The organism is Bacillus sp. NEAU-Y102 (genome assembly GCF_054788175.1).
Genome location: NZ_JBTWFK010000001.1, coordinates 402,104 through 425,274 on the forward strand (window position 1 = coordinate 402,104; position 23,171 = coordinate 425,274).

Annotated in this window: 16 protein-coding genes; 14 read left to right on the plus strand and 2 right to left on the minus strand. The window is 30.3% G+C overall.

Annotated elements, in window-relative coordinates; genetic code table 11:
- Nucleotides 1-2: 2 nt before the first annotated feature.
- On the minus strand, nucleotides 3-770 hold the full coding sequence (locus tag ACYFX0_RS02020) for a glycosyltransferase family 2 protein (protein WP_106081745.1): 768 nt from the start codon (nucleotides 768-770) through the stop codon (nucleotides 3-5).
- Between the two features lie 283 nt (nucleotides 771-1,053).
- Here ACYFX0_RS02020 and ACYFX0_RS02025 point away from each other — a divergent pair, with 283 nt between their 5' ends.
- The 3 genes from ACYFX0_RS02025 (at nucleotide 1,054) to ACYFX0_RS02035 (ending at nucleotide 5,485) form a co-directional block, all read left to right on the plus strand.
- Nucleotides 1,054-2,340 (plus strand): glycosyltransferase family 2 protein, encoded by a 1,287-nt coding sequence (locus ACYFX0_RS02025; RefSeq protein WP_086397764.1) that lies wholly within the window; start codon nucleotides 1,054-1,056, stop codon nucleotides 2,338-2,340.
- Nucleotides 2,341-3,085: 745 nt separating this feature from the next.
- On the plus strand, nucleotides 3,086-3,655 hold the full coding sequence (locus tag ACYFX0_RS02030; RefSeq protein ID WP_000782791.1) for a hypothetical protein: 570 nt from the start codon (nucleotides 3,086-3,088) through the stop codon (nucleotides 3,653-3,655).
- Nucleotides 3,656-4,069: 414 nt separating this feature from the next.
- Nucleotides 4,070-5,485 (plus strand): phosphatidylinositol-specific phospholipase C, encoded by a 1,416-nt coding sequence (locus ACYFX0_RS02035; protein WP_106081746.1) that lies wholly within the window; start codon nucleotides 4,070-4,072, stop codon nucleotides 5,483-5,485.
- A gap of 272 nt (nucleotides 5,486-5,757) precedes the next feature.
- Here ACYFX0_RS02035 and ACYFX0_RS02040 read toward each other — a convergent pair whose 3' ends face one another.
- Nucleotides 5,758-7,134 (minus strand): lytic polysaccharide monooxygenase, encoded by a 1,377-nt coding sequence (locus ACYFX0_RS02040; RefSeq protein WP_000769024.1) that lies wholly within the window; start codon nucleotides 7,132-7,134, stop codon nucleotides 5,758-5,760.
- Between the two features lie 1,289 nt (nucleotides 7,135-8,423).
- On the opposite strand from ACYFX0_RS02040, the gene ACYFX0_RS02045 reads away from it, so the two are divergent.
- From ACYFX0_RS02045 to ACYFX0_RS02095, 11 genes are all read left to right on the plus strand, one after another.
- Nucleotides 8,424-9,467, plus strand: a complete 1,044-nt coding sequence (locus ACYFX0_RS02045; RefSeq protein ID WP_001204206.1) for a Fic family protein — start codon at nucleotides 8,424-8,426, stop codon at nucleotides 9,465-9,467.
- 819 nt (nucleotides 9,468-10,286) lie between these two features.
- The gene (locus ACYFX0_RS02050) at nucleotides 10,287-11,780 is read left to right on the plus strand and encodes a spore germination protein (protein WP_016077405.1); all 1,494 of its coding nucleotides are present in this window, start codon (nucleotides 10,287-10,289) and stop codon (nucleotides 11,778-11,780) included.
- A gap of 1 nt (nucleotide 11,781) precedes the next feature.
- The gene (locus ACYFX0_RS02055; protein ID WP_000527367.1) at nucleotides 11,782-12,885 is read left to right on the plus strand and encodes a GerAB/ArcD/ProY family transporter; all 1,104 of its coding nucleotides are present in this window, start codon (nucleotides 11,782-11,784) and stop codon (nucleotides 12,883-12,885) included.
- A complete protein-coding gene (locus tag ACYFX0_RS02060) occupies nucleotides 12,882-14,009 on the plus strand; it encodes a Ger(x)C family spore germination protein (RefSeq protein WP_000619984.1) in 1,128 nt (375 codons plus the stop codon). The genes ACYFX0_RS02055 and ACYFX0_RS02060 overlap by 4 nt, the downstream gene beginning before the upstream one ends.
- A gap of 410 nt (nucleotides 14,010-14,419) precedes the next feature.
- Nucleotides 14,420-15,094, plus strand: a complete 675-nt coding sequence (locus ACYFX0_RS02065; protein WP_199669937.1) for a papain-like cysteine peptidase — start codon at nucleotides 14,420-14,422, stop codon at nucleotides 15,092-15,094.
- 558 nt (nucleotides 15,095-15,652) lie between these two features.
- Nucleotides 15,653-16,402 (plus strand): sugar phosphate nucleotidyltransferase, encoded by a 750-nt coding sequence (locus tag ACYFX0_RS02070; RefSeq protein ID WP_199669938.1) that lies wholly within the window; start codon nucleotides 15,653-15,655, stop codon nucleotides 16,400-16,402.
- Nucleotides 16,403-16,422: 20 nt separating this feature from the next.
- Nucleotides 16,423-18,492 (plus strand): hypothetical protein, encoded by a 2,070-nt coding sequence (locus tag ACYFX0_RS02075; protein WP_001087536.1) that lies wholly within the window; start codon nucleotides 16,423-16,425, stop codon nucleotides 18,490-18,492.
- Nucleotides 18,493-18,546: 54 nt separating this feature from the next.
- A complete protein-coding gene (locus ACYFX0_RS02080) occupies nucleotides 18,547-19,506 on the plus strand; it encodes an NAD-dependent epimerase/dehydratase family protein (protein WP_000633065.1) in 960 nt (319 codons plus the stop codon).
- A 28-nt stretch (nucleotides 19,507-19,534) separates the two neighbouring features.
- On the plus strand, nucleotides 19,535-20,626 hold the full coding sequence (rfbG, locus tag ACYFX0_RS02085) for a CDP-glucose 4,6-dehydratase (RefSeq protein ID WP_016098783.1): 1,092 nt from the start codon (nucleotides 19,535-19,537) through the stop codon (nucleotides 20,624-20,626).
- Nucleotides 20,627-21,786: 1,160 nt separating this feature from the next.
- Entirely contained in the window at nucleotides 21,787-22,902 is a 1,116-nt protein-coding gene (locus tag ACYFX0_RS02090; protein ID WP_000116956.1) for a Rap family tetratricopeptide repeat protein, read from the plus strand.
- Entirely contained in the window at nucleotides 22,902-23,063 is a 162-nt protein-coding gene (locus tag ACYFX0_RS02095) for a hypothetical protein (protein WP_000724107.1), read from the plus strand. The genes ACYFX0_RS02090 and ACYFX0_RS02095 overlap by 1 nt, the downstream gene beginning before the upstream one ends.
- Nucleotides 23,064-23,171 lie beyond the last annotated feature (108 nt).

The following is a 23,171-nucleotide window of genomic DNA, read 5'->3' on the forward strand; positions in this document are numbered from 1 at the left end:
TTTCACCCTCTTTTTCTTCTTAAGTCTTCCCTTAATTCTTTGCATGTTCTTTGTGGTGGTAATAATTGCACAAATTCATTTTTTTCTTCTGCAAATAACTGCGCATGTATTGAATGGGGAGTAATATAATTGATATCTAAAATTTCATCTAAGGGATAAAAATCCCAATAGTGATTTAATCTCCAAAAGAAGCGTGCATCTCCTATCCGGTAAAACTGAGGATCTTCATCCCAATAAGAATTCCACCTTTTTTCAAGAATTGGTAAAACAGATGCTCTATGCATAATAGAACAATGATCAATTGTACATGGAGCATTATTCGTAATTTTTTTTGCAGGTCTCTCAACCGTTTTAATAGGCATCTCTGTTTCATCTATATGAATCGTTTTTGATGCAGAATAAATAATTTGAACATCTTTATTCTCATCAAGATAACTAGACATCTTTTTAAGACGTTCTTCTTCATATTGATTATCATCTGTAATATAAGTTATATATTCTCCTTTAGCATGCTTAAGTGCCTCATTAATTAAAGCGGCATATCTTACTTTTTTTGTCCTTTCAGAAATACGAGCTACATTACTTTTATAAAAATGTACATTTTCATTATTTATGAATGGTTGAATCACCTTCTGGGTCATTTCATCTGAATCATCATCCATTATAAAAAGCTCGAAATCTTGAAAGGTTTGGTTTAATACACTTAATATAGATTTTTCAACAAACGCAGGCTTATTGTAACTTGTCATTATAACTGAAATTTTAGGCAAATCTCTCTCTCCTCCTTATCAATAAATACAAAAACAGTTACGTTATTATATAAATAGAAAGGACAAACCGTTCCGATAATTTTAAAAAAGGTTTCTTTATCTATAAAAAATTAATAGCAGTATTTATATTCACCCATGTCTCTTTTTTCTCCACTATAGTCCATACCATATCTATGAAAAAGTCATAAATTATTTAAGTATAAAAAAGAAAGTGTCGATAAAGCTTTAATTATTAGATTTCACTAGAAAAACACATTCAATATTCTCAATAGAGGTGAAGACTTTGCAACCCCAAATATCAATTATCCTTACTAGTTATAATAAGCCATCATTAATTAATCAAGTTATTGAAAGTGTTCTAATGCAAACTTATAAAGAATGGGAACTTTTTATTATGGATGATAACTCCTGTCCAGAAACTATAAATGTCATAAAAAATTATCTAGAGGATCCTCGAATTACTTATACGAATAGTTTTATACAAGATGATGAACGATATAAAACTACAAGATATGCAACACTTATCAATGAGGCACTACCATTAACTTGTGGGGATTATATTTGCTATTTAACAGATGATACTATATACCTTCCAAACAGATTAGCTGAAATGTTGTCTTTCTTAGAAAAACATCCTGAAATTGATGTAGTCTACTCTTCCCAATACGTAAAATATGTTGATTATAACCTACAACCTACAAATGAATTTGTGAGAGAAGCTTCGGAAATTTTATATACAGCTGCTAATGTTGTAGATCATTGTTCAATTATGCATACTAGAAGAATATTATTAAAAGTCTATGAAAAGTACTGTGGATATTGGGATACAAATCCTTTATATTGGTTTGCTGGAGATGCAATGTTTTGGAAACGCCTAAATACATTTCAACCTTTTTATCCCATTAACAAAGTGCTCGATATTACTTTTAAAACACCATTCTCTTTCCAAAACCTATATGCTAACCTCCCTTCAAAAGATTTAAATGGTATTTTATTTAGTAATTCACAAGGTAAAGTATTTTTAATTGATAACTTTAAACGCAGGCTTATTTCGAAAGATATGCTTTCTTACTTCAAATATAATCAAAATGAAATTGTCTTAATTCCCGATCCATTTATCTACAAATATACAGAAGGGCCCCCCATAACCCTTACAGAGTCAATTCCAAATCTACGGGTTGTGCAAAGTGAAAAAGGAGAGTTATTTTATATAGAAAATAATCAAAAACGTCCATTTATTGACACCATTGCATTTCGCAAATTTAAATTTTCAGTTCAAGAAATTATTAAAGTTTCACAACGTAGTTTAAATCAATTTTCAGATGGACCACCTATTTATCCAAATTTATCTCGTCACGCGGTTTTACCAGAAGGAAAAGTATTTATCTACCATCACAATTATTTCATCATGACAGATTATATGCTTCATCCCATAGATAAAGATATATTGCAAAAACTATATTTATTAAAGAACTGTATACCGATTTCAAAGACCAATTTATCCTACTTTAAGATGGGCCCTCCTATTTCATCATACCCCTCTTACCTAGCTGAAAAATACTTAGAATAGTACCAAGAAAGAGTATTATCAATAAAACAATAGAAGAAGGTTCTGAACTAAGTACTATGCTTGCCTATAGTATTGAATTAAACGAACTGTTAGAAAATGAACTAAATAAAAGTCCATATTGTTCTACTAGCATCTCCTAATAGGGTGATAGAATTTATTTAGATGATCAAAGATTCTTCTTAACTTGTAAAATAAATTATCATAAAAAGAGGACGCAAATAAAAATGCGTCCTCTTTTTATATCAAATCAAACTAATCCATTAAAATCCTTTTCATGAATCCGAATAAGTAATGTTTTTAAGAAAAACAAGATCTAACATCTTAGCTGTTACACTAAATAGATTTACATAATTCACAACTATGACAAGTATTACATATCGCTTAAGTTTCGTTACCTTTTTCTGTATATAATGATAAAAAAATTGTGAACTTTTATCGCATTATGCAAGACATTTAATATCAAATATATTACTTTTACTATGAATTAAATGTGTTTATAGGACTTTTCTAGATAAACAAGGTGCTAAATTAATTCTTAAGAAGTCATTACTATTTCATTTATCTAAAAATTGAAAAAATATGTGTAGATAGATATCATCTTAAATACATATATAATTAACTTTAATTTTCTGACAAGATTTCACATAATTCTTAAACTAATTTTTTACGTGCATTATGAAAAAAATTGCACCGTGTCAGTCTTTAAAAGATTATATATCATAACTTTAAGAGAGGAAGAAAAACTATGAAGATGAAAAGAAAAATCATTATGACAACAGCACTTGCCGCTACGTTAGCTACAGGTGCACTACCTACTACCTCGGTGTTTGCTGCAGAAAAAGAGGCTCCTATTCAACACAAAGAGGCACAATCGAGTATTCAACCTTTGGCACAAAATAATTTGGAAACAGCCGTTCAAGCTGCCTTAAATGGTCCAGAAGTCAAAAAAATTAAAGTATTTGAACATGAATTTAATGTAAAAGAAATAGAAGTAGTAAACCTAGGTGCAGGAAAAAAATATGTTAAGGGGCAAATTTCTCATCATTTAAGTTTTCGTCCAGATGATCAATTTTATTATGAGTTTACAGTACAAGATGGAAAGGTACTAGATAAACCTGTATTTAATATTGATAGAGGTGGTTGGACACCATTTGCCGCTCCACTTTTATCAATTCTTGCTGCGTATAATGGAATTCCAGTTAATCCAAATGATTTAAATACACTTGGTCAGCAAATTGGTAAAGTTATAGATGGAAGCTGGGAACATGCAGCCCAATCAATTGCAACTGTAGTTAGTCTAAGTTTTAATGAGTAGAATTTTTCAATTTTTATTAGCAGTGTAGAGATCCGCTTTTTGTAATCAGCCTTGTTATAAGAGATTCTAAAACAGCTATTAATAAATTTTTACCACTCAATCACATTATCTTGATTTGTTTACCACCTTATTATTCATTATATGTCACAAAATGGAAGTCTTTTTTAGGACTTCTGTTTTGTTTGTATTCAATGCAATAAACAGTTGTTTTTTTGGGAGGCTATACTTCGATTTTTCAATAATCCATTTGGCTATTAGAGACAATTTATAATAACAAATTATTAAAGTCTCAAATAACTTACTCCCCCTATTGTTAATTATTTTCAAATACAAAAATTTATTATCTTAAGAATGAAAAACAATAAATATAGTAAAAAATCATCTAACAATTGTTTAAAGGTCAGGAGAGAAAAAATGAACAAAATAAAAATGAGAAATTTCTTTAAAATTAGTATCCTTACTTGTATTACACTAGCAAGTTTAAGTACACCATCTACTATTTTAGCTAATAGTCATCCAGGTTACTCCTATGAATCCAATATAGGGTATCAAAATCCATCGTGGATGGCGAAAATAGAAGATTCAACAAAAATAAGTGAAATATCTATTCCAGGGACTCACGGTACAATGGCTTTACATGGAGCAAGTTTTATTGATGAAAATTTGACAAGAAATCAAACTATGAGTTTATCCCAACAATTAAATTCCGGAATTCGATATGTAGATATGCGTGTTAAACGTGTAAAAGATTCTTTTGCAATGTATCATGGTGTTGTAAATCAAAAAGCTGTGTTTGAAGATGTATTGAAAGAGACCATTCAATTTTTAAAAGCTCATCCAACAGAAACAATATTAATGCGCTTAAAAGAAGAAACTACTCCTGAAAATGGATCTCTATCATTTGAGGAGATATTTTTAAAATACAAAAACGTTAATGCTTCATATTTTTGGGATCCTAATTCCGTACAAACTTCAGATAGAAATAATCCTACTTTAGGAGATACCCGCGGGAAAATTGTAATCTTACAAAACTTTACATCCACTCAATTGTACGGAATTGATTACGAAGGTTTGAATATACAAGATAAATTTGAAATTGGAAGCGGACCAAACGAAATATACACAAAATGGATTGCGATAAAAAACCATCTACAAAATACAAATACTAACTTTAATAATGGAAAAATTTACCTCAACCATTTTAGTGGTACGGGGGGCGCAGCCGCATTTTTAAATAATGTATATCCTTGGTTTGTTGCAAGCGGAAAAGAAGGCAGAAATACTGACAGTAGTCCTAAATTGATTCAAACGAATTCCACTAATGCGTGGAGTGATTTCCCTCGCGATAGAAACGGACAAGTATACTATGGGGGGATGAATATACTTGGGACCGAACTCTTACAACAAGGCGCAATTAAACATTCTGGTATCATCGCAGCTGATTTTCCTGGTCCAGGTTTAATTGATAGTATCATTAAATTAAATGGTATACATTCAAATGAAAAAGAAATATTAATTTCGCAAATAGCATCTGAATCTAGTCCTTTATCAGGGCAACAAAATCGATCCAGCCAAAACTTTAAAATTGATAGTTTACCTGTAGGTACAAAAGAATTAAAATGGGTTATTGAGCCTTCAGAAAAAGATTATCCTTCTACTATTTCTTTCAATGTAATGATTGATGTTTCCCTGGGAATAGATTCCACTCGTTGGAAAAATATTTCACATGAATCTACGACTGAAGCTTGCACAAATACTAAATATTATATTGCAAGTCCAATTGGTGCCACTAGCAAATTCACAGTGAAAATTTACGCTATTACAAATTAGAAAAAAAGAATCCCAATGGAATTCCATTGGGATTCTTTTTTTAATTTCATTTCGTAAACATTAGGATAGCGATTAAATTTTATCCCGCGTTAACGGGCGCCCGTAAAAGCCCGATTGGTGAGGGCTGATAATCAGTGGGGGATGAACAAAACCTCCACTGATTACAGTTTCACTTTATTAACATATCATTTAATCCATTAGATAATTATATTTGGAACAGCCCTTAATTTTTAAAGAGCAATCCAAAATTGTAAACTATCTTTTTCAGCTTATCATTTATTCAAAACTGGCTTCCAAAGCGATAAAGCAAAAATCCAATTTGAGTCGCCATTTCCTTGATGATTTTGAACCGCTTCGTACACTTTCCCCTCATGTACTACTCTATCACCTTTAGTATATGCTTTTCTTGCATCCCATTTTTCATATGCGGAATTCTCTGACTTTGTTGTTACATTCAAAACATCACTTCTACTAGATTCATTTCCAGCTAAATCAACCGCCGTCACTACATAATTATACGATGTATTAGCCTTCAAATCTTTATCCATAAAGGATGTATTAGCCGCTGTTCCAATTTTATTCATAACCCCAGCGCTTTCTCTATATACAATATAATGGTCAACACCTACATTATCTTCTGACGGACTCCACATTAAATCAACAGTTGTCGATGTTGTACCCATACTATGTAATCCTTTTGGTTGAGTTGGAGCCTCCATATCGGGGATTGTATGTGTTGTCTTAACCTTCAGTTTTTCACTTTCTTTTGATATGTTTCCAGCAGAGTCTAATGCCTTTATTGTATAAGTATATTCCGTATCTGCTTTTAATTTTTTATCAATAAAAGTTGTACCTGGTACCGTATCAATTACTTCTCCATTACGTAACACTTGATATTCTTTTACACCTATATTATCAGTGGAAGCCTTCCATGTTATTTCAACACTATTGGCAGAAACTTTAGAGGCATTTAATTCAGTTGGTTGACTTGGAGCTACTGTATCAGGAGTTTCATTATTTACTAAATTTACATCAACTACATTATAAAAAGCATTTGACGTATCTGCTACATCCCATACAGCTAAAATAACATGATAACCATTACGATCAGTTGGTACATTAATTGTATGTGTTAAATTATTTGATGCAGCCGAACCGTCATGTTTCACAGTTCCAATTGGTTCTAATTCAGCACGTGTTAATGGTTTGTTAGGATCCCATCCCTTTTTTGTAATGTAATAATGCCATTTACTTGTAGAATGTGCTGCTGTATATTTCCATGTAAATGTATTTACTCCACCTTTAATTGTGTTTTTGAACCAACGATTTGATGTTTGTTGGTCAAGAATACCTCCAAACAACCCTCCTGCCGAAGCGATTTTCCCATCAATCGGTCCACTATCTGGAAATCCTTTAGGTGCTTCTAGACTTTGAGGTTCGTACATTACATTTCCACAATTTAAATTTAATACCCCATAATTCTGACTACATAAAGCAGCACGACTACTCGGCTTTTCAACAAACCCATGTGCATACGCACTTTGAGGAGCCATTGTGATTGCCGTCATGCCTGCAGCCAAAACACAAGCACCAATCCCCTTTTTACTTGTTCTTAATCTTTCCAATTTAGATGTTAATTTCAATTTCATTTTTGTCCCCCCAATATATTGCTTTCGCTAATATAATAGCAATATAAGGATAAACGAACAAATCATCAATTAATATATTAATATCTCTCATAAATTGGTACATTTATTATTATTTTTAATCTCCTATAAAAATAAAGTAAATACAATTACGCAATTTTGTAACATTATGTATTAAAAGAAGAATAAAAACTCCGTTTAATTTCACAAAAAATTCAAATATTAAAACAAAAAAATTCCTCATATAGGAAAAATAAATTTTTTATATTACAAAAAGCAAAAAAGTCTGGAAGAAACCGATTATATCCGTTTCTTCCAGACTTTTTTGCTTTTATACCACTCACAAATCCTTTAACCTTAAACATATACACTTGAGGTTAAAACACATATAATACCCCTACTAATTCAAACTAACGCTTAATTACTCATAAAATAGCTTAAGGTATCTAGCTTAACTGTATTTTCTTTATTAATAGCTATTTTCTATCCTGTATTTCCTTACTTTAAACAGATTATCAAGAGATTGTTAACGTTTAAGAAAAGAGAAAAGATTTAAAATCCCATTTTTAATTATCACATTTTAACAATTTATTATGTTATTTTTAGCTAATAAGGCACAGAAACAAAGGATGAACTTCAGTGTGCTTGAGAACGATTTTAGGGTGAAACGTTTAAAGGGTATTTTAGTACTGAGTTTTTATTAAATGTTCCTGTACCTAATATTTAAATTAACGTATGTCAAAATATTTTACAATACGAGTATTAAACGTTACATATTTTTATATAAAATGATACATTTCATCAACACACCTCTTCTGATCTTTATGATAAATATAGAAAATTCAGCTCTTTAGGATTTAATTTTAGAATTCTCATAAAAGTATATAATAGATTAGACACATAATTGTCACAAATTAATAGTTTATCTACTTTATGATTACCTATGAAAACTTTATTACCACTTCAATATTTACTGCTAAACTAAAGCACTCTATACCTACAATTTCTTAAAACCCTTTTAAATAATCTTTCAAAAGAGTCGATAGTTTTATATTTTTTATTTTTTTATTGTACATTTGTACATTTGATGTTAGGATTATGCCTATTAAAATTGAATCCTAACGATTCTTCTTTATAATCTCCATGTTTTAATTGTTAAATAAAAATATAGATTCTGATATATATTTAAAATCAGAACGAAAATGTCGTTATTTTACAATGATGTCGTGGAATACCTTTAGAATGGAAAGATATATGCAACAACGTGTTAAGGGGTTACAGGGGGAACAAAAATGAGAGACTTTTTTGATGATAAGTATAAAAATATTGAATTGAAAAGGAGGTTAATAAATTTAATAAGTGAAATTAGCGAATTCAAAGGAAAATTAGCTGCTTATCAGGAACAAAACAAGGACATATTTAATAGCTTAGAAAAAACTATACCACTACATTACATAAAAAATTTCACAACTATTTACGAGGATATAAAAGTTCCTAATAAAAGATTAAAAGAACTTATTTTAGATGATATCGTACCTCAAAATATTTCGGAAGATGCTATTTTTTGCTATTATCAAACACTTTCTTTTGTACATAAAAACTCCTGTACTTTATTAATCAATCCAGCAACTATACAGGAATTACATTTTCAACTAATACATTACATTACCTCTGACAGTGCCAAATGGCGTGAAAAACCTTTTATTATTCCAGGAATTCCAGAACATGGAATGCACTTGAATAGTTACCGCATTCTTCCACATGAACTTATTCCACAGTTTATGGAGCAATTATGTGATCAATACAACTCATTAAATACTAGTAAGGGGCTTCATTCACTTTTATTAATAGCTCGTTTTATATTAAATTTTTATTGCATAGTCCCTTTCAATCAAGGTAATAACAGGTTGGCATTTATGTTAATGCAATTGCTGTTAATTAAGAGTGGACATACATTTGTAAAATATGTATGTTTGGATAAATATATTAAGAAACATGAATCTGATTATTACAATTCGATTTATAAATCTTCGGTGAATTGGTACTGCGAGGAACATAATAATAGCTTTTGGTTAAAAACGTTTTTAACCATTATATTAGAGGCTTACAAAGATCTTCATAACACAGTTCTAGATTCTATATGTAAACATACTAAAGTTGAGAGAATTCAGGATTTTATACTTAAACAAAAACAACCCTTTACTAAAGAAAGTATTCGTAACACTTATCCAGACATTGCAGAGAGTACAATCAGTAAGGCTTTAAATTCCTTGCAACTGTTTGGCCATATTAAGCTAGTTACAAAAGGAAGAAATGCAAAGTGGATTAAAATTTGACCATACTTTCAAGACACCTGAGGTTCAAAAATTCAATAATAACTTTATCATTGAATTTCATTTTAATTTTAAGCTATTATTACTTTTTTAGTTATTTCTAATTCCAACAAAACAGTTTATAGGAAAAGGTCCGCTTCCCTCCGCCTTTTCCTATAATAAAATTAAATATAAACATAGAATAATTGTCGAAAAAAGTCGCATTTTAATATTTTTTCTTTATTTTCTGGTTGTAAACGTTTCACTTTCATGTTACCATCTTAATCAAACAATAGATGGTAACATGAAAGTATTTCTTTCCCTTAGAAACATATAAACGTACGGTAATATCAAGAAAATAAGGCCAAAGAAATATTTGATACCTACCAAAATAATTAATAGGAATTTTGTTGCGCTATTTTTTCTGATAATTAAGAAAATGCATTTTGTCCCTAAACAAAATTTGTTAGTGCGCAAAATTCAAATACACTAGAACACCCAAATAAATGAAAAATGAATTCTTCCTACAAAATTTAGCTGATTAACATAAAGACATCTAAATTACTACCTTTATCGCCATCTATTGTTGACAACATATTTACCAACTAAAAAAGAACCTATCAAGGGTTCTTTTTATTATAATCATTCAAATTTCAATTCTATCTTAATACTTAAATTTCCACACAAATTACATCTGCTTTTTGCTCTCAATTATTGAATTAATAATATAGCACATCAAATTTATTAATTCTTATCTCCAATTAGTTTAAATTAGTGAATAAAATTCAATCATATAAAAATAATAAATACAACTAATCGTTATATATTAAAGAGGTGTCAATTTTGTCCTTAAATGAAGAGACCTTAGAAACTACGACAGATAAAACCATTGAAAAGATCCAAACAAGTAACTTAAAACAACTTAAAAATACACTAGATAATATCTTTGATATTAGTGCAGATTTAATTGAACATCCTTTGCAATTAAAAACAAACACGAATATTTTACTATATTATTTTGAAGGCCTTACAGATGGTGTTGCATTAAAAACCAATGTTGTTACACCATTATTACAAGAAGTAAATGAAGACAGTCAAATATTTAATTCTAATATTATTGCTACTCATACCAAAATAGTATATACATGGAATGAAATTAAAGAAGGGTTACTTGAGGGGCAATGTGTACTGTTTATGGAGGGAGAAAAGCGGTCACTTCTAATAAACACAAAAGGCTGGGCAGAAAGGGCGATTCAAGAGCCAATTTCAGAAGTTACTATTAAAGGATCCCATGATGGATTTATTGAAAATGCCACAAAAAATATAGGTCTTATTCGTCGATATATTCCTTCTACAGAGTTAAAGATCAAAAAGCTGACGATTGGAGAACGAGCCACTTCTATAGTCTATTTAATTTACTTAGGTGATGTAGCAAACGCAGATGTAGTCCAAGAAATAGAAACTAGAATCTGTAAAATCAAAACAGATGCGGTATTAAGTATTGGAGAGCTATCTAATTATACAAAAGATCAAAATTGGACTCCTTTTCCACAGGCTTATTTAAGCGAACGCCCAGACGCCATTTCAAATCATATACTTGATGGGAAAGTAGCAGTGTTAATGGATAGATCACCTGGTGCAATGGTTGTTCCTATGAATTTGATTGGATTTTTTCAAACCCCAGATGACTATAATATTCATTGGCTCATCGCATCATTTTTTCGCTTATTACGATTTGCAGGATTTATTATAGCTATTTTTTTACCCGCATTTTATATTGCTATAGTCTCTTTTCACTTTGAAATTATTCCTATAGACTTATACACTTCTATTGCAACATCAAGAGTCAAAGTCCCTTTCTCCCCCTTATTGGAAGCTTTTATAATGGAAATTACACTAGAAATGCTACGTGAAGCTGGCATTCGCTTACCACAACCAATTGGACAAACTATTGGAATCGTTGGAGGGATTGTAATTGGACAGGCGGCTGTTCAAGCTGGTCTTGTTAGTAACGTTATGGTTATTATCGTATCTATTACAGCCATTGCTTCATTTATTGTTTCTAATTATGATTTATCAAGTTCTATACGCCTTATCCGTTTTCCAATGATGTTATTGGCTTACTTTTATGGGATTGTAGGTATTGTTAGTGGATTAATGCTTTTATTTGCTCATTTTGTTTCACTAACTTCCTATGGTTCACCATATGGAATGCCAATCGCACCATTTCGTCTCCAAGAGTTAAAAGATTCTTTTGTAAGATTTCCTATTTCGATGATTACCACCCGCTCGAGTACAGGACAGCCGAAACAAAGAAAGAAAAAAGAAGGTGGTTAACATGGGAAATCTTAAGTTCCAAAAAGTAACTTTATTCGAATTTATTATTTTCATTCATTCGCTTCAACTTGCATCTGGTATGTTAATTATGCCAAGCCCCCTTGCTACTAATGCTGGCACAGATGGCTGGATTTCGATCATTCTCGGATGGATAGTTACTTCTATAATCGGGGTATTTATTATATTAATGTTACAAAAAAATCCTAACAAAAATTTCTCACAAATCTTAAAAACATACTTTGGTAAATGGATAGGGACAATTCTTTTTCTTGCATATGCCTTTTATCTATTTTTTGCTGGATTTAATACTTTATTAAAGGCAACCGATATTGTAAAAGTGTGGATATTCCCTTCCACTCCTGCTTATCAAATCACCATATTATTACTATTACCTTTTATTATTTTAACCCTGAGTGGGTTAAGGGCTCTTACTAGTTATTCTATGCTTGTTTTCTTCTTCACTACTTGGATGCCACTATTTCTTCTTTTTTCACTAAAGACTAACTACAATCCTTTACACCTACTACCTATATTTAAAGAAGGATTATACCCTATTGTAAAGGCAACAAAAGAAACCATTACTCCTTATGCTGGCCTAGAAATTGCATATTATATATATCCATTCTTACAAAAAAAACAAAAAGCCATAAAAGGACTACTAATAGCGAATACTGGAACCATGTTTTTCTATCTATATGTTACTATTCTTTCTTATATATATTTTAGTCCAGAGGGGATAAAAGACGTAATCTGGCCAGTATTTCATCTGTTAAAAGGGGTTCGTTTTTCTTTCATGGAACGATTAGAAATTATATATATCGCTTACTATTTAATTGTATTTTCCACTACGATATATCCGTATTTATTTTTCAGTTTTGAATCTGTGGCCATTTCACTTCAAAAAAACGCCCGCAATTGGGCGCTGCTTGCTTTTATGTTATTTATAGTTGGCCTATTTATTTTCCTAAATCCCGATGTGGATCAATATTTGTTTATATATTCTCTTATGGATATCTTAAATGTCGTTTTCTTTATTCTATTACCAATCTTATTTTTCGCTTACAGTATTCTTTTTACTTGGATTACTAGGAGGAAACAACTTTGATTCGAAAATGGATATGGATTGTAATTTGTTGTGTATATATAATTGGTTGTAGTCAGAGAATTCCTCTTGAGAAGGTTTCATTAATCCTGTTAATTGGCTTGGATAGAACCCCTAATGGAGACATAAAAGTTGGAACAAGCATACCACTCTTTCATCATAAACAGCAAAAAAGTACTATAGAACATTGGACACAAGCATCAACTGTATATACTGGATTCAGTAAGATAGATACGAAGTTAACGGGCTTTATGACAGCTTCCAAAGCTGAAATCATTTTAATTGGAAAAAAATTAGCGCAAGAAGCAAATTGGTTGCAGGAGCTTGATTCTTCTTACCGTGACCCTTACGCTACCATTAATGCTAAAGTAGTACTTGTAGATGGACCTGCAGAACAAATTTTTACAATTCATAAGCCTAGTAAACCATCACTTTCATCTTATATAAATGGTGTAATCGAATCGTCAATTCAAAATAACCAATCCGTCTCTTCTACAATTCAACAATTAATGAGAGAACAAAATGAAGAAGGAATGACGCAAACTGTTCCAATTATCAAAAAAACAAAGAATGAAATCGATACAGTAGGAATTGCATTTTTAAATCGAAAAGGGAAATATTTAACTCATATCCCTAAAAAAGATGTTAAATTTTTCAATCTTATAAATAAGCAAAAAAGTAGCGGGCGAATGATACTACACCTTGCGCTTCCTCCTAAAAAGTCCAACAAAAAAACAAACACTTCTATATTCGTACAGAACGCGACAAGGAAGGTAGTTGTTAATTTTCAAAACGGAAAGTTTGTATTTAATCTCGATATTTACGCTAATGTAGCTTTAATAGAAAAAACCAATCCGAATTCAATTAAAGGGCACTATGATAATAAAAAAAATATAAATAATTTAAAAAGTGCTATTCAAAAAGAAATTAATAATAATTTACAAAATATGTTATATGAAATACAGCAAAATAAAATTGATCCAATCGGATTATCCCAATATGCTAGAGCATTTCAATATAAAGAGTGGAAAAAAGTAAAAGGAAATTGGTTGCAAGCGTTAGCAGAGGCTAAAATAAATGTAAAGACACACGTCAAAATAAAAGATACTGGAACCATTAGAAATTAGACTAGTCTATTCTTCTGCTTAAAATTATTTCTAAGTGGAATTTTCCATCTTCTATAATTATTATGTAAAAGATAATAACTCAAAGAAAAATCTACTGGTTAAATGCTAACCAATAGATTTTTCTTTTTTATCTAAGGATTCTTTTAAAGGCACAACAATTTTACTGTAGTAATCAAGAACTGGTTTCTAATTTAAGTTACTGGAGAGTATAATCCCTACCAGCTTTCATCCCAATAGCAACTCAATGATATAACATTAAAGATATAATCCCTTAACTTAGGGATTTTGACTTTTCAAATTTATACCAATGTCTTAGCTCTATGTACTTTGATATATATGTCCACATCAATATGTTATTGCATCATATACTGAATAGATAATTTAAATTACTTTTAAAAAGGATGATGAGGATGAACCTAGATGATATACAAAAATCCTATGGCGTAATTGTAAGTTTAGGAGGCTTGTGTCAAGTCACTAACCAAATCAAAAGGCACCATTTAAGAACATTTTCTGGACCTTTAGATTGGTTTTATTATCCATCACTTTCAGATGTAAACGGATTACTTCAAAATCGATTTGAAAAATTTATGAAGTTGGAAAATATGGTCATAGAAGGTTCAGAAAGTTACGGTCTTATTGAATCAGAATTTGATAATCAAACTAAATGGGCAGAACGAATTACCTATTGTATAAAGGACACTTATTATAATTGTTTTTCAATGCATGACTTTCCTATTGACTCAGAAAAGGATTGGAAATCAACCTATCCTTCTTTTAAAGTTAAATTAGACACTAGAATTAATCGATTCCTTGAAAAAATAAATAGTAGTGAATCAATTTTATTCATTAGGATTTGGGGAAATCGAGATGAAGCGGTTGAATTAAAAAACGTATTATCCGAAATTACAAATAAAGATTTTAATATTCTTATTGTCAATTTTAAGGAGGATATATCTAATATCGTTGAACAAAATTGGGGAATATCGAGGGTTTGTTCAATTGAACTCCCACGTTATCAGGATAGATGGGAAGGTGATGATTCCGATTGGGATTATATTTTAAATAAAATAACATTAACTTAATACTTTTCTTCTTACTTTTAACATGATTTTTCTAGTAAATTAAAATAGGTGTAGAGAAATAAAATTCCCATCTAATTGATACACACTTAATTAATAAACCGTTCATATAATAACTCATAAGTCCTTCTTTATTGAATAAATGGTTCTTTACAAAATTGATTCCATCACTAGAGCACCTTTATACGGTGCTCTTTTTTAAATTTGTAAAATCTACAATGTAATATTTGTTCACTCTTCCTTTAAATAGTTAATTTCCTTCTTAGATTTTTCATTATAAGCTTCTTTAATTCCCTTGATCTCCCTCCCCTTCTTTTATCTTACAAACAAGTAATTTCTTTCATTAGTATTAAATAAAGCATTGATTTTAGAATAACCTAATTTACATAAGATTGAGAATAAACTACAGTGCGTATTCTTCACGTTTAATCAGCATTTGAATTATAAATCTAACATATATTTTTTAGTTGATTGTCATTATGGTACAACCGTGTATACATTTATCAAACAAACTACATAGTTTAAATTAGTAAAATATATAGAGAGGAAGGAAAGAAATTTATGAAAGTCATAATTTTGTGTGGCGGAAAAGGGCTTCGGATGCAAGGAATTTTAGAGGACATTCCCAAACCATTAGTTCGAGTTCAAGGAAAGCCTCTCCTCTTGCATATAATGAATTGGTATAGAAAATATGGACATTCTGATTTCATTTTGCCCCTAGGATATAAAGGTGAGAAAATTAAAGAATATTTTATGGACTTTAGCTGGAAAGAGAATGACTTTAGTTTGAATTTTAAAACCGATCAATATACGCTACTTCAGGAATTAGAAAATTGGAATATACACTTTATAAATACAGGAATTGATACAATGACCGGGGCAAGGCTAAAAAAACTTGAACCCTTTGTACAGGATGAAACCTTTTTATTAACTTATGGCGATGGATTAGCAAATATAGATATTGATCAACTAATAGCATTCCATAAAGAAAAAGGAAAAATTGCTACATTAACTGGAATTAAAAAAAATAGTCAATATGGCCTATTGACGGTCGAAAATGGAATTGCTATTGATTTTAAAGAAAAACCATTACTTGATGAAGTAATTAATGGCGGTTTTTTTGTATTTAACAAAGAAATATTCGATTATTTAGGTGATAGTGATGATTGTGTTCTAGAAGAAGATCCTCTTCGCAATTTAATAAAAGACAATGAACTCGCAGTCTATGAACACAATGACTTTTGGGCTAGTGTCGATACACCTAAAGATTTAAAAACTGTAGATGAAAGTTGGAATCCTAATAAATTTTAGTGGAGAGGACTGAATAAACATTGAACTCTAATGATAAAAAAATAAGTTTACCTCGATTGTATATCCCCTCTAATGAGAAAATAGTTAACCCGCTTTCAACAGGAATTAAAGCTTCAAATCTCTCCAAAAAAAATACTCAAAAAAGAATGAATCCCCAATTCTATAATCAACAACATGATCTAAATAATCATTTCTGTGTCATTGTAGGTAATGAATATGTCTTGAAAATCATTGCTTTACAGCAATCATTAATGCAGTACTCAGAAAAATTCACGTTGTGGATTTGTTGTATAGACCCTTTTGCATATTCACTATTAAAAGAAATGAATTTAATTAATGTAAACCTGTTACAAGTTGAAGAATTAGAAGATAGTGAACTAAAAGCAATTAAAAGAAAAAGAAAAGTAAATGAATATTGTTGGACTTTAAAATCTGTCTTGATAGAATATTTATTGGTCAATTATGATTTACCATCTATTCTATATTGTGATGGTGATTTATGCTTTTTCTCTGATCCTAATATTATTTTTGAGGAATGGGGTGAATACTCTATTTTCCTTACCCCCCAAAGAGATCGTGATTGGGTAGAAAAAATGTATGGAAAATATCAGGCTGGGCTAATTGGATTTAAGAATGATCTCTATGGACTAAAAAGTGTAAGATGGTGGAAAAATAAATGTCTAGATTGGTGCAGTGCCGAGGCTGAGGAGGGGAAATTTGGAGACCAAAAGTATTTAGATTATATCCCTATATATTTTCCAAAAGTAAAAATTTCAAATAACTTAGGTATAAATGCTGCGCCTTGGAACTGTATATATAATAACGATTATAAAATTGACAAGACTAAAAACGATGTATTTATTGAAAACGACAAACTAGTTGTTTACCATTTTGCATGTATTACTATCTTTAATGAAAATGATTTTGATCTTTGGTCTTTAGGAGCAATTTCAATACCCAATAATATATTAAACCATATTTACACTCCGTATTTAGAGAGAATTCAATTTGTTTTAAATCAATTAAAAAATAAATTCAATAAAGATACTAAACAATTTTTAAGTAAAAAAGATATAAATAAAGCTCAAACCTTATATAAAGATTCACAATTAAGAAGAAAAATGAATCAATCCAATCATTTTATGAACTTTTCCATGATTATAAGTAAAGAACGATTAATTCAAGGATTGACCTCTTATTATTCCTTAGAAAATTTCAACGCTAAATTTACTGTATGGATCTGTTGTATGGATGATTTAACTTATCAAATATTAGAGACATTAAAATTAAAGCACGCCATACTAATTCCGGTAAAAGATATTGAAAATCATGAACTCCTCAGTATAAAAAATGATAGAAGTTTACAAGAATATTGTTGGACATTAAAAGCGCCCCTATGTCTACATGTCCTTAGTCTTTATCCGGAAGTTGATCACATTATATATTGTGATGCTGATATGTATTTCTTTACAGCACCTAATATCATTCTTGATGAATGGTGGAAATACTCTGTATTCCTTTGCCCTCAAAGAAGCTCTACTGAAATTGAAAACATACACGGTATATATCAAGCTGGTTTAGTAGGCTTCAAAAACGATCAAAATAGCAAAGAAATTTTAACATGGTGGAAAGATAAATGCCTAGAATATTGCAATAATCATTATGATGTTGAAATGAATAGATGGGGTGACCAAAAATATTTAAATCACATTCCTAACATCTTTTCTAATATAAAAATCATGACTCATAAAGGTATTGATGCAGCACCTTGGAATGTCATTTTAAATAGCAGTTCTATATCAAAAACAGATAAAAAAGTTTTTATTGATCAAGATGAATTAATAGCTTTTCATTTTGGAAGTATGCAAATTATTAATCCAAATGAGTTCGATTTATGGAAACAAGAAACTTTAGAATTACCTCCAGAAGTTTTAGATTATATATACATTCCTTATATTGAACAATTGAACAAGACATGTCATACCCTTCATAATACTTTTCAAAAATCCCCCTCCTCTTTATTTGCTGACCAAATTGATACAACGACAATAAAAAATTATTTTAAATACTCCTCCCCTCATTACAATTAAGACTGATACTCTCCTTATTTAAAAATAAATCTTAATAAAGGATAGATTTTCACTATGATTACTTCATTTAAAAATAAAACTTTCCTTATTACTGGTGGATACGGTTTTATTGGTTCTCACTTGGCACGAAGACTTTTAAATTTACAAGCACGAATTGTTCTTTTCATAAGAACACCATCAAATTTTTGGAGACTAAAGGATATTATAAAAAATATTGAAACCTATGAAATAGATATACGAGATAGAAAACAAGTACAGGATGCAATAAAGAAAGTTAATCCGGATTATATCTTTCACCTGGCAGCCTATGGTGTAAATTCTGCCCATACAGATTACATGCATGCTATAGAAACAAATATTATAGGGACATGTAACATTATTCAAGCAGCAAAATTGGTGAATTGTAAAAAAATTATCAATTTTGGGAGTAGTTCTGAATACGGTAACAAGATGGAACCTATTCATGAAAATATGTTACTAACTCCTGTGGATATCTACGGAAGTACCAAAGCTGCTGCTACTATACTCGCCCATCAAATTGCTAGCGAAAACAGCATTAATCTTATAACATTAAGACCTTTTGGCATATTCGGAGAAAGCGAGGAGCCACATAAAATTTTTAGCTATATAATCTTGCAAGTATTACAAAACAAAGATGTAAATTTAACTTTCTGTAATCAATTAAGAGATTATTGTTATATAGAAAATATAATAGATGCCTGTATCCTAGCAGTAGAGAATACTACTGTACAAAATGAAATCTTTAATATTGGGAGTGGCACTATTTACCCCTTGAAACATTATGTAGAATTATTATTCAAACATTTGAAAACCAATTCCAGACCAAATTACGGTGCAATTCCATCTAGAACGAATGAAAGATGGGTTCCTGAAGCAGATGTGCAAAAAATAAAAAACTCTCTTTCCTGGGAACCTAGAATTAATATTGAAGAAGGAATTATAAAAACTGTTAATTGGTATAAAAATAATAAACATTTATACCTAATCCCCTAAAAATAGGGTACTAAAGGAGGTGGACTAATTGTTAAATCAAAACTTTAATAATGCTTTTTACGGAAAGACAATTTTAATTACTGGACATACTGGTTTTAAAGGTTCTTGGTTATCCCTATGGTTGAATGAATTAGGTGCTACTGTAATCGGATATTCATTGGATCCTAAAAATAAAAATGATAACTTTAACATTACTAACCTTCAAAACAATATAATTGATATTCGTGGAGACATTAGGGATTTTAATAAATTAAATAAGGTTTTTACAGATTATAAACCTGAAATTGTATTCCATTTAGCTGCCCAACCTCTAGTTAAGTATTCATATGAATATCCTAGAGAAACATACGAGGTAAACGTTGTAGGAACTATGAATGTACTAGAGGCAATTCGATTACATGAATCAGCTAAAATAGGAATTATGGTGACAAGTGACAAGTGCTATGAAAATAAAGAATGGCCTTGGGGTTATCGTGAAATTGATCCTATGGGTGGCCATGACATATATAGCTCAAGCAAAGGATGCTGCGAACTTTTAATTTCTTCCTATCGAAATTCTTACTTTTCAGAAGAAAACTTTTCTCACCACAAGAAAATAATTGCAAGCGTTCGAGCTGGTAATGTAATTGGTGGTGGTGATTGGTCAATAGATAGAATTATTCCTGATTGTATACGAGCATTAGAATCAAACAAAAAGATTATTATTAGAAACCCTACTGCTATTAGACCCTGGCAACATGTACTAGAACCCTTAAGCGGGTATTTACTCCTTACAGAAAAAATTATAAATAATGGTATCCTTTATTCAGGAGCATGGAACTTCGGGCCATCCTTAAGCAGCAATATTGTTCCAGTAGAAAAATTAGTGACAAGTTTACTAGATATTTGGGGCTGTGGGGATTGGACTGCAGAAAATATAGGCGCAATAAATTTTCATGAAGCAAATTTACTAAATCTTGACATTAGCAAAGCAAAATTCAATCTTGATTGGCAACCAAAATGGTCCCTACAACAGACTTTAGAAAATACAATAGAATGGTATAAACATTATAATTCTTACACCAGTTCTGAGATGATAAATCTATGTATTAGCCAAATCAAACAATATTGCATGCTTTGAACTACTCCCACTTACTCATACTTGCTGTGAGTTCCTTATGGAGGGAGTCTTCTTGGTTAAAATAATAAAAGACACATTAATTTTATAGTCTAAATTATAAACCTACTATACCTAAAATGATGTGATTGTCCATTAACAAAGATTTTATTTCTTCGATTATTTCAAATCAACTATTGACATTATACTGAAGAATAAAGGAATCACATATTTTTCTAGTGATTCCCTTGTTATGAGAAAATACTGTCTTGCTTTAACGACAATACAGTATATGCGATTATTAATTTATTTGTTCTAGTTATGAAAAAATCTATTCCTGTCAAAAGAGCTTTCTTCAAAGAAAAACTTCCTATTTTCTTCTACTTACCCTACCCGAAAAGTAACTAAGTTGAAAATTCCAATAATTATATCTACTATTATAGAATTATACTGAGCTTTAACAATTTTATAATTATCCCCTTCTTGTAGCTATTCCACTAAAGTTCATGCTTATGATTCTCTTATTTATTATCACCAATGTCGATGAATTCATGCATTGCTTATTCTATACACAAATTGCTTTTTGAATTATCTTTTCAGAATAAGTAAAGAAGGCTTTCTCTTTTATGCACTTCTCCCCTACCAGTCTTTAATTTTCCTTTAATCAACATTTAGAACAAATCTTCAAATATAATAGTACATCTTCTATAAAACAAAACCATAAGTAAGATAATTTCACTATTACAAATAATGAGATAGTCTGTTTCACCTTTTTACATTATCCAAAAAAGAACTTGTAGAAATTCTTACAAGTTCTTCTTTTGTTTTCTTTATTCTTTTCTTATTTACATACGCAAGATTTATACATTTGGTGGTGATACATACTATATGTATCCGATAAAATAATTTAAAAATTAATACGTAATTGATCCGTTTTAAGAAAAGAAAATTTCATAAATCTTCAATCACAGTTTCTAAGTTCACCTGATAGAACGTATAAAGACTCATATTATCTTTTGATAATTTTCGGATGTTTTATTATGAGTATATTCGACATAAATTGATTATTTTTTCTGAATTTTCTTGAAAAACATTGTAATATCACTCCATTTTTTCTTCTATTTTGTTATGATGTTTATAATTAAATTGGATTAGGATTTTTTTAGAAAATGGGGGCGTATATTATGAGTGTTTCAGTAAAGGGAAATGAGCAATTAACCTCTCTATTGAACGACTGGTATCGAGCAATGCTATCTCAACAAGTTATAAAAGCTACTAATCTAAAAAAGAAAATTGATGAAAAAATTAATAAGTTAAGCATTGAACCGGATCAAGAACATCAGGATCAAAATTTGTTACTATACTATTCACTACTCGAATTTCGTTACAAGGTCTTAACAGATAGCCTTGGTATTCAACAAAATAGTTTTGATACTATTAGCGATTATGATATGCCTACAGATCAATTTCTACGATTCTATTATCACTTTTTCAAATCCATTCATTCCACTTTTATATCAAATTATACTGAGGCAGAAGAACATTATAAACTAGCAGAAAAAATATTGGTAGCTATACCAGATGAAATTGAACATGCTGAATTTTACTATAGAATTGCTACTTTCTATCACCATACCTATAACAATCTCGCTTCTATCGAATACGCAAATAAATCGAGAGCAATCTTTTCAAAGTATGAAGGTTATGAAGTAAAAACAGCCTTTTGTAATAGTTTGCTAGGTGGTTGCTGCATCTATTTAAAACAGTACGAACAAGCAGAAGAATATCTACATTGTGCAATTGATTTACTACAAAAAAATAGGGAAGAAGATTCCTTGTTATATGTAAAAAATACTATGGGGTGGCTGTATTCTGATCAAAGTATGTCTACTTTAGCTATTCGTCACCTTTCAGAAGTAACAGAGAAAATCCCTACACACTTCAAGGCCATCTTCCTACAAGCTAAGGAACATTATAAATTAGGAGAACAATCAACGGCCAGCCAACTCATTGATAAGGGATTACAGATTTGCAGAAAAATTCATAACGAAGAATACACACACCACTTCTCTATTTTAAAAAGATTAAACGAAAATATTCCATTGGAAGAATTAGAAAAAATCATTCAAGAAGGAATCTTATACTTTAAGGAAGAAGAATTATGGGAATATGTTGTCGAATACGCTGAATTATTTGCCACAAAATGTAGACAATTAGAGAACCACCAAAAAGTAAGTGACTATTTCCATATTTGTTATCAAGCAAGACAAAAATCAATTGCAAAAGGAGTGTTAAAATAATGAAAAAAATTAGCTTATTATTATCAGGCATTGCTTTTATTGGGGTATTAACGGTGGGAATTTTTCAGTTTTCTAAAACAGATCAGCTTGCTACTCATGGGCATTATCCTGCTCCTTCATATAGTGTTGGCGATTATGGTGGTGCACCACCACAAATTTAATGTAAATGTATTTAAAAACCCTCCAAATGGAGGGTTTTTAAATGGGTTTTCTGCCTGTTCAATACGCGCATAGAGAGTATATATTATACTTATTTACTATGCATTTCC

What these genes read in the sequence shown, in the direction of transcription:
- ACYFX0_RS02030 (WP_000782791.1), top strand. Translation starts at nt 3,086, where the DNA reads ATGAAGATGAAAAGAAAAATCATTATGACAACAGCACTTGCCGCTACG.
- ACYFX0_RS02035 (WP_106081746.1), top strand. Translation starts at nt 4,070, where the DNA reads ATGAACAAAATAAAAATGAGAAATTTCTTTAAAATTAGTATCCTTACT.
- ACYFX0_RS02040 (WP_000769024.1), bottom strand. Translation starts at nt 7,134, where the DNA reads ATGAAATTGAAATTAACATCTAAATTGGAAAGATTAAGAACAAGTAAA.
- ACYFX0_RS02045 (WP_001204206.1), top strand. Translation starts at nt 8,424, where the DNA reads ATGAGAGACTTTTTTGATGATAAGTATAAAAATATTGAATTGAAAAGG.
- ACYFX0_RS02055 (WP_000527367.1), top strand. Translation starts at nt 11,782, where the DNA reads ATGGGAAATCTTAAGTTCCAAAAAGTAACTTTATTCGAATTTATTATT.
- ACYFX0_RS02065 (WP_199669937.1), top strand. Translation starts at nt 14,420, where the DNA reads ATGAACCTAGATGATATACAAAAATCCTATGGCGTAATTGTAAGTTTA.
- ACYFX0_RS02070 (WP_199669938.1), top strand. Translation starts at nt 15,653, where the DNA reads ATGAAAGTCATAATTTTGTGTGGCGGAAAAGGGCTTCGGATGCAAGGA.
- ACYFX0_RS02080 (WP_000633065.1), top strand. Translation starts at nt 18,547, where the DNA reads ATGATTACTTCATTTAAAAATAAAACTTTCCTTATTACTGGTGGATAC.
- ACYFX0_RS02090 (WP_000116956.1), top strand. Translation starts at nt 21,787, where the DNA reads ATGAGTGTTTCAGTAAAGGGAAATGAGCAATTAACCTCTCTATTGAAC.
- ACYFX0_RS02095 (WP_000724107.1), top strand. Translation starts at nt 22,902, where the DNA reads ATGAAAAAAATTAGCTTATTATTATCAGGCATTGCTTTTATTGGGGTA.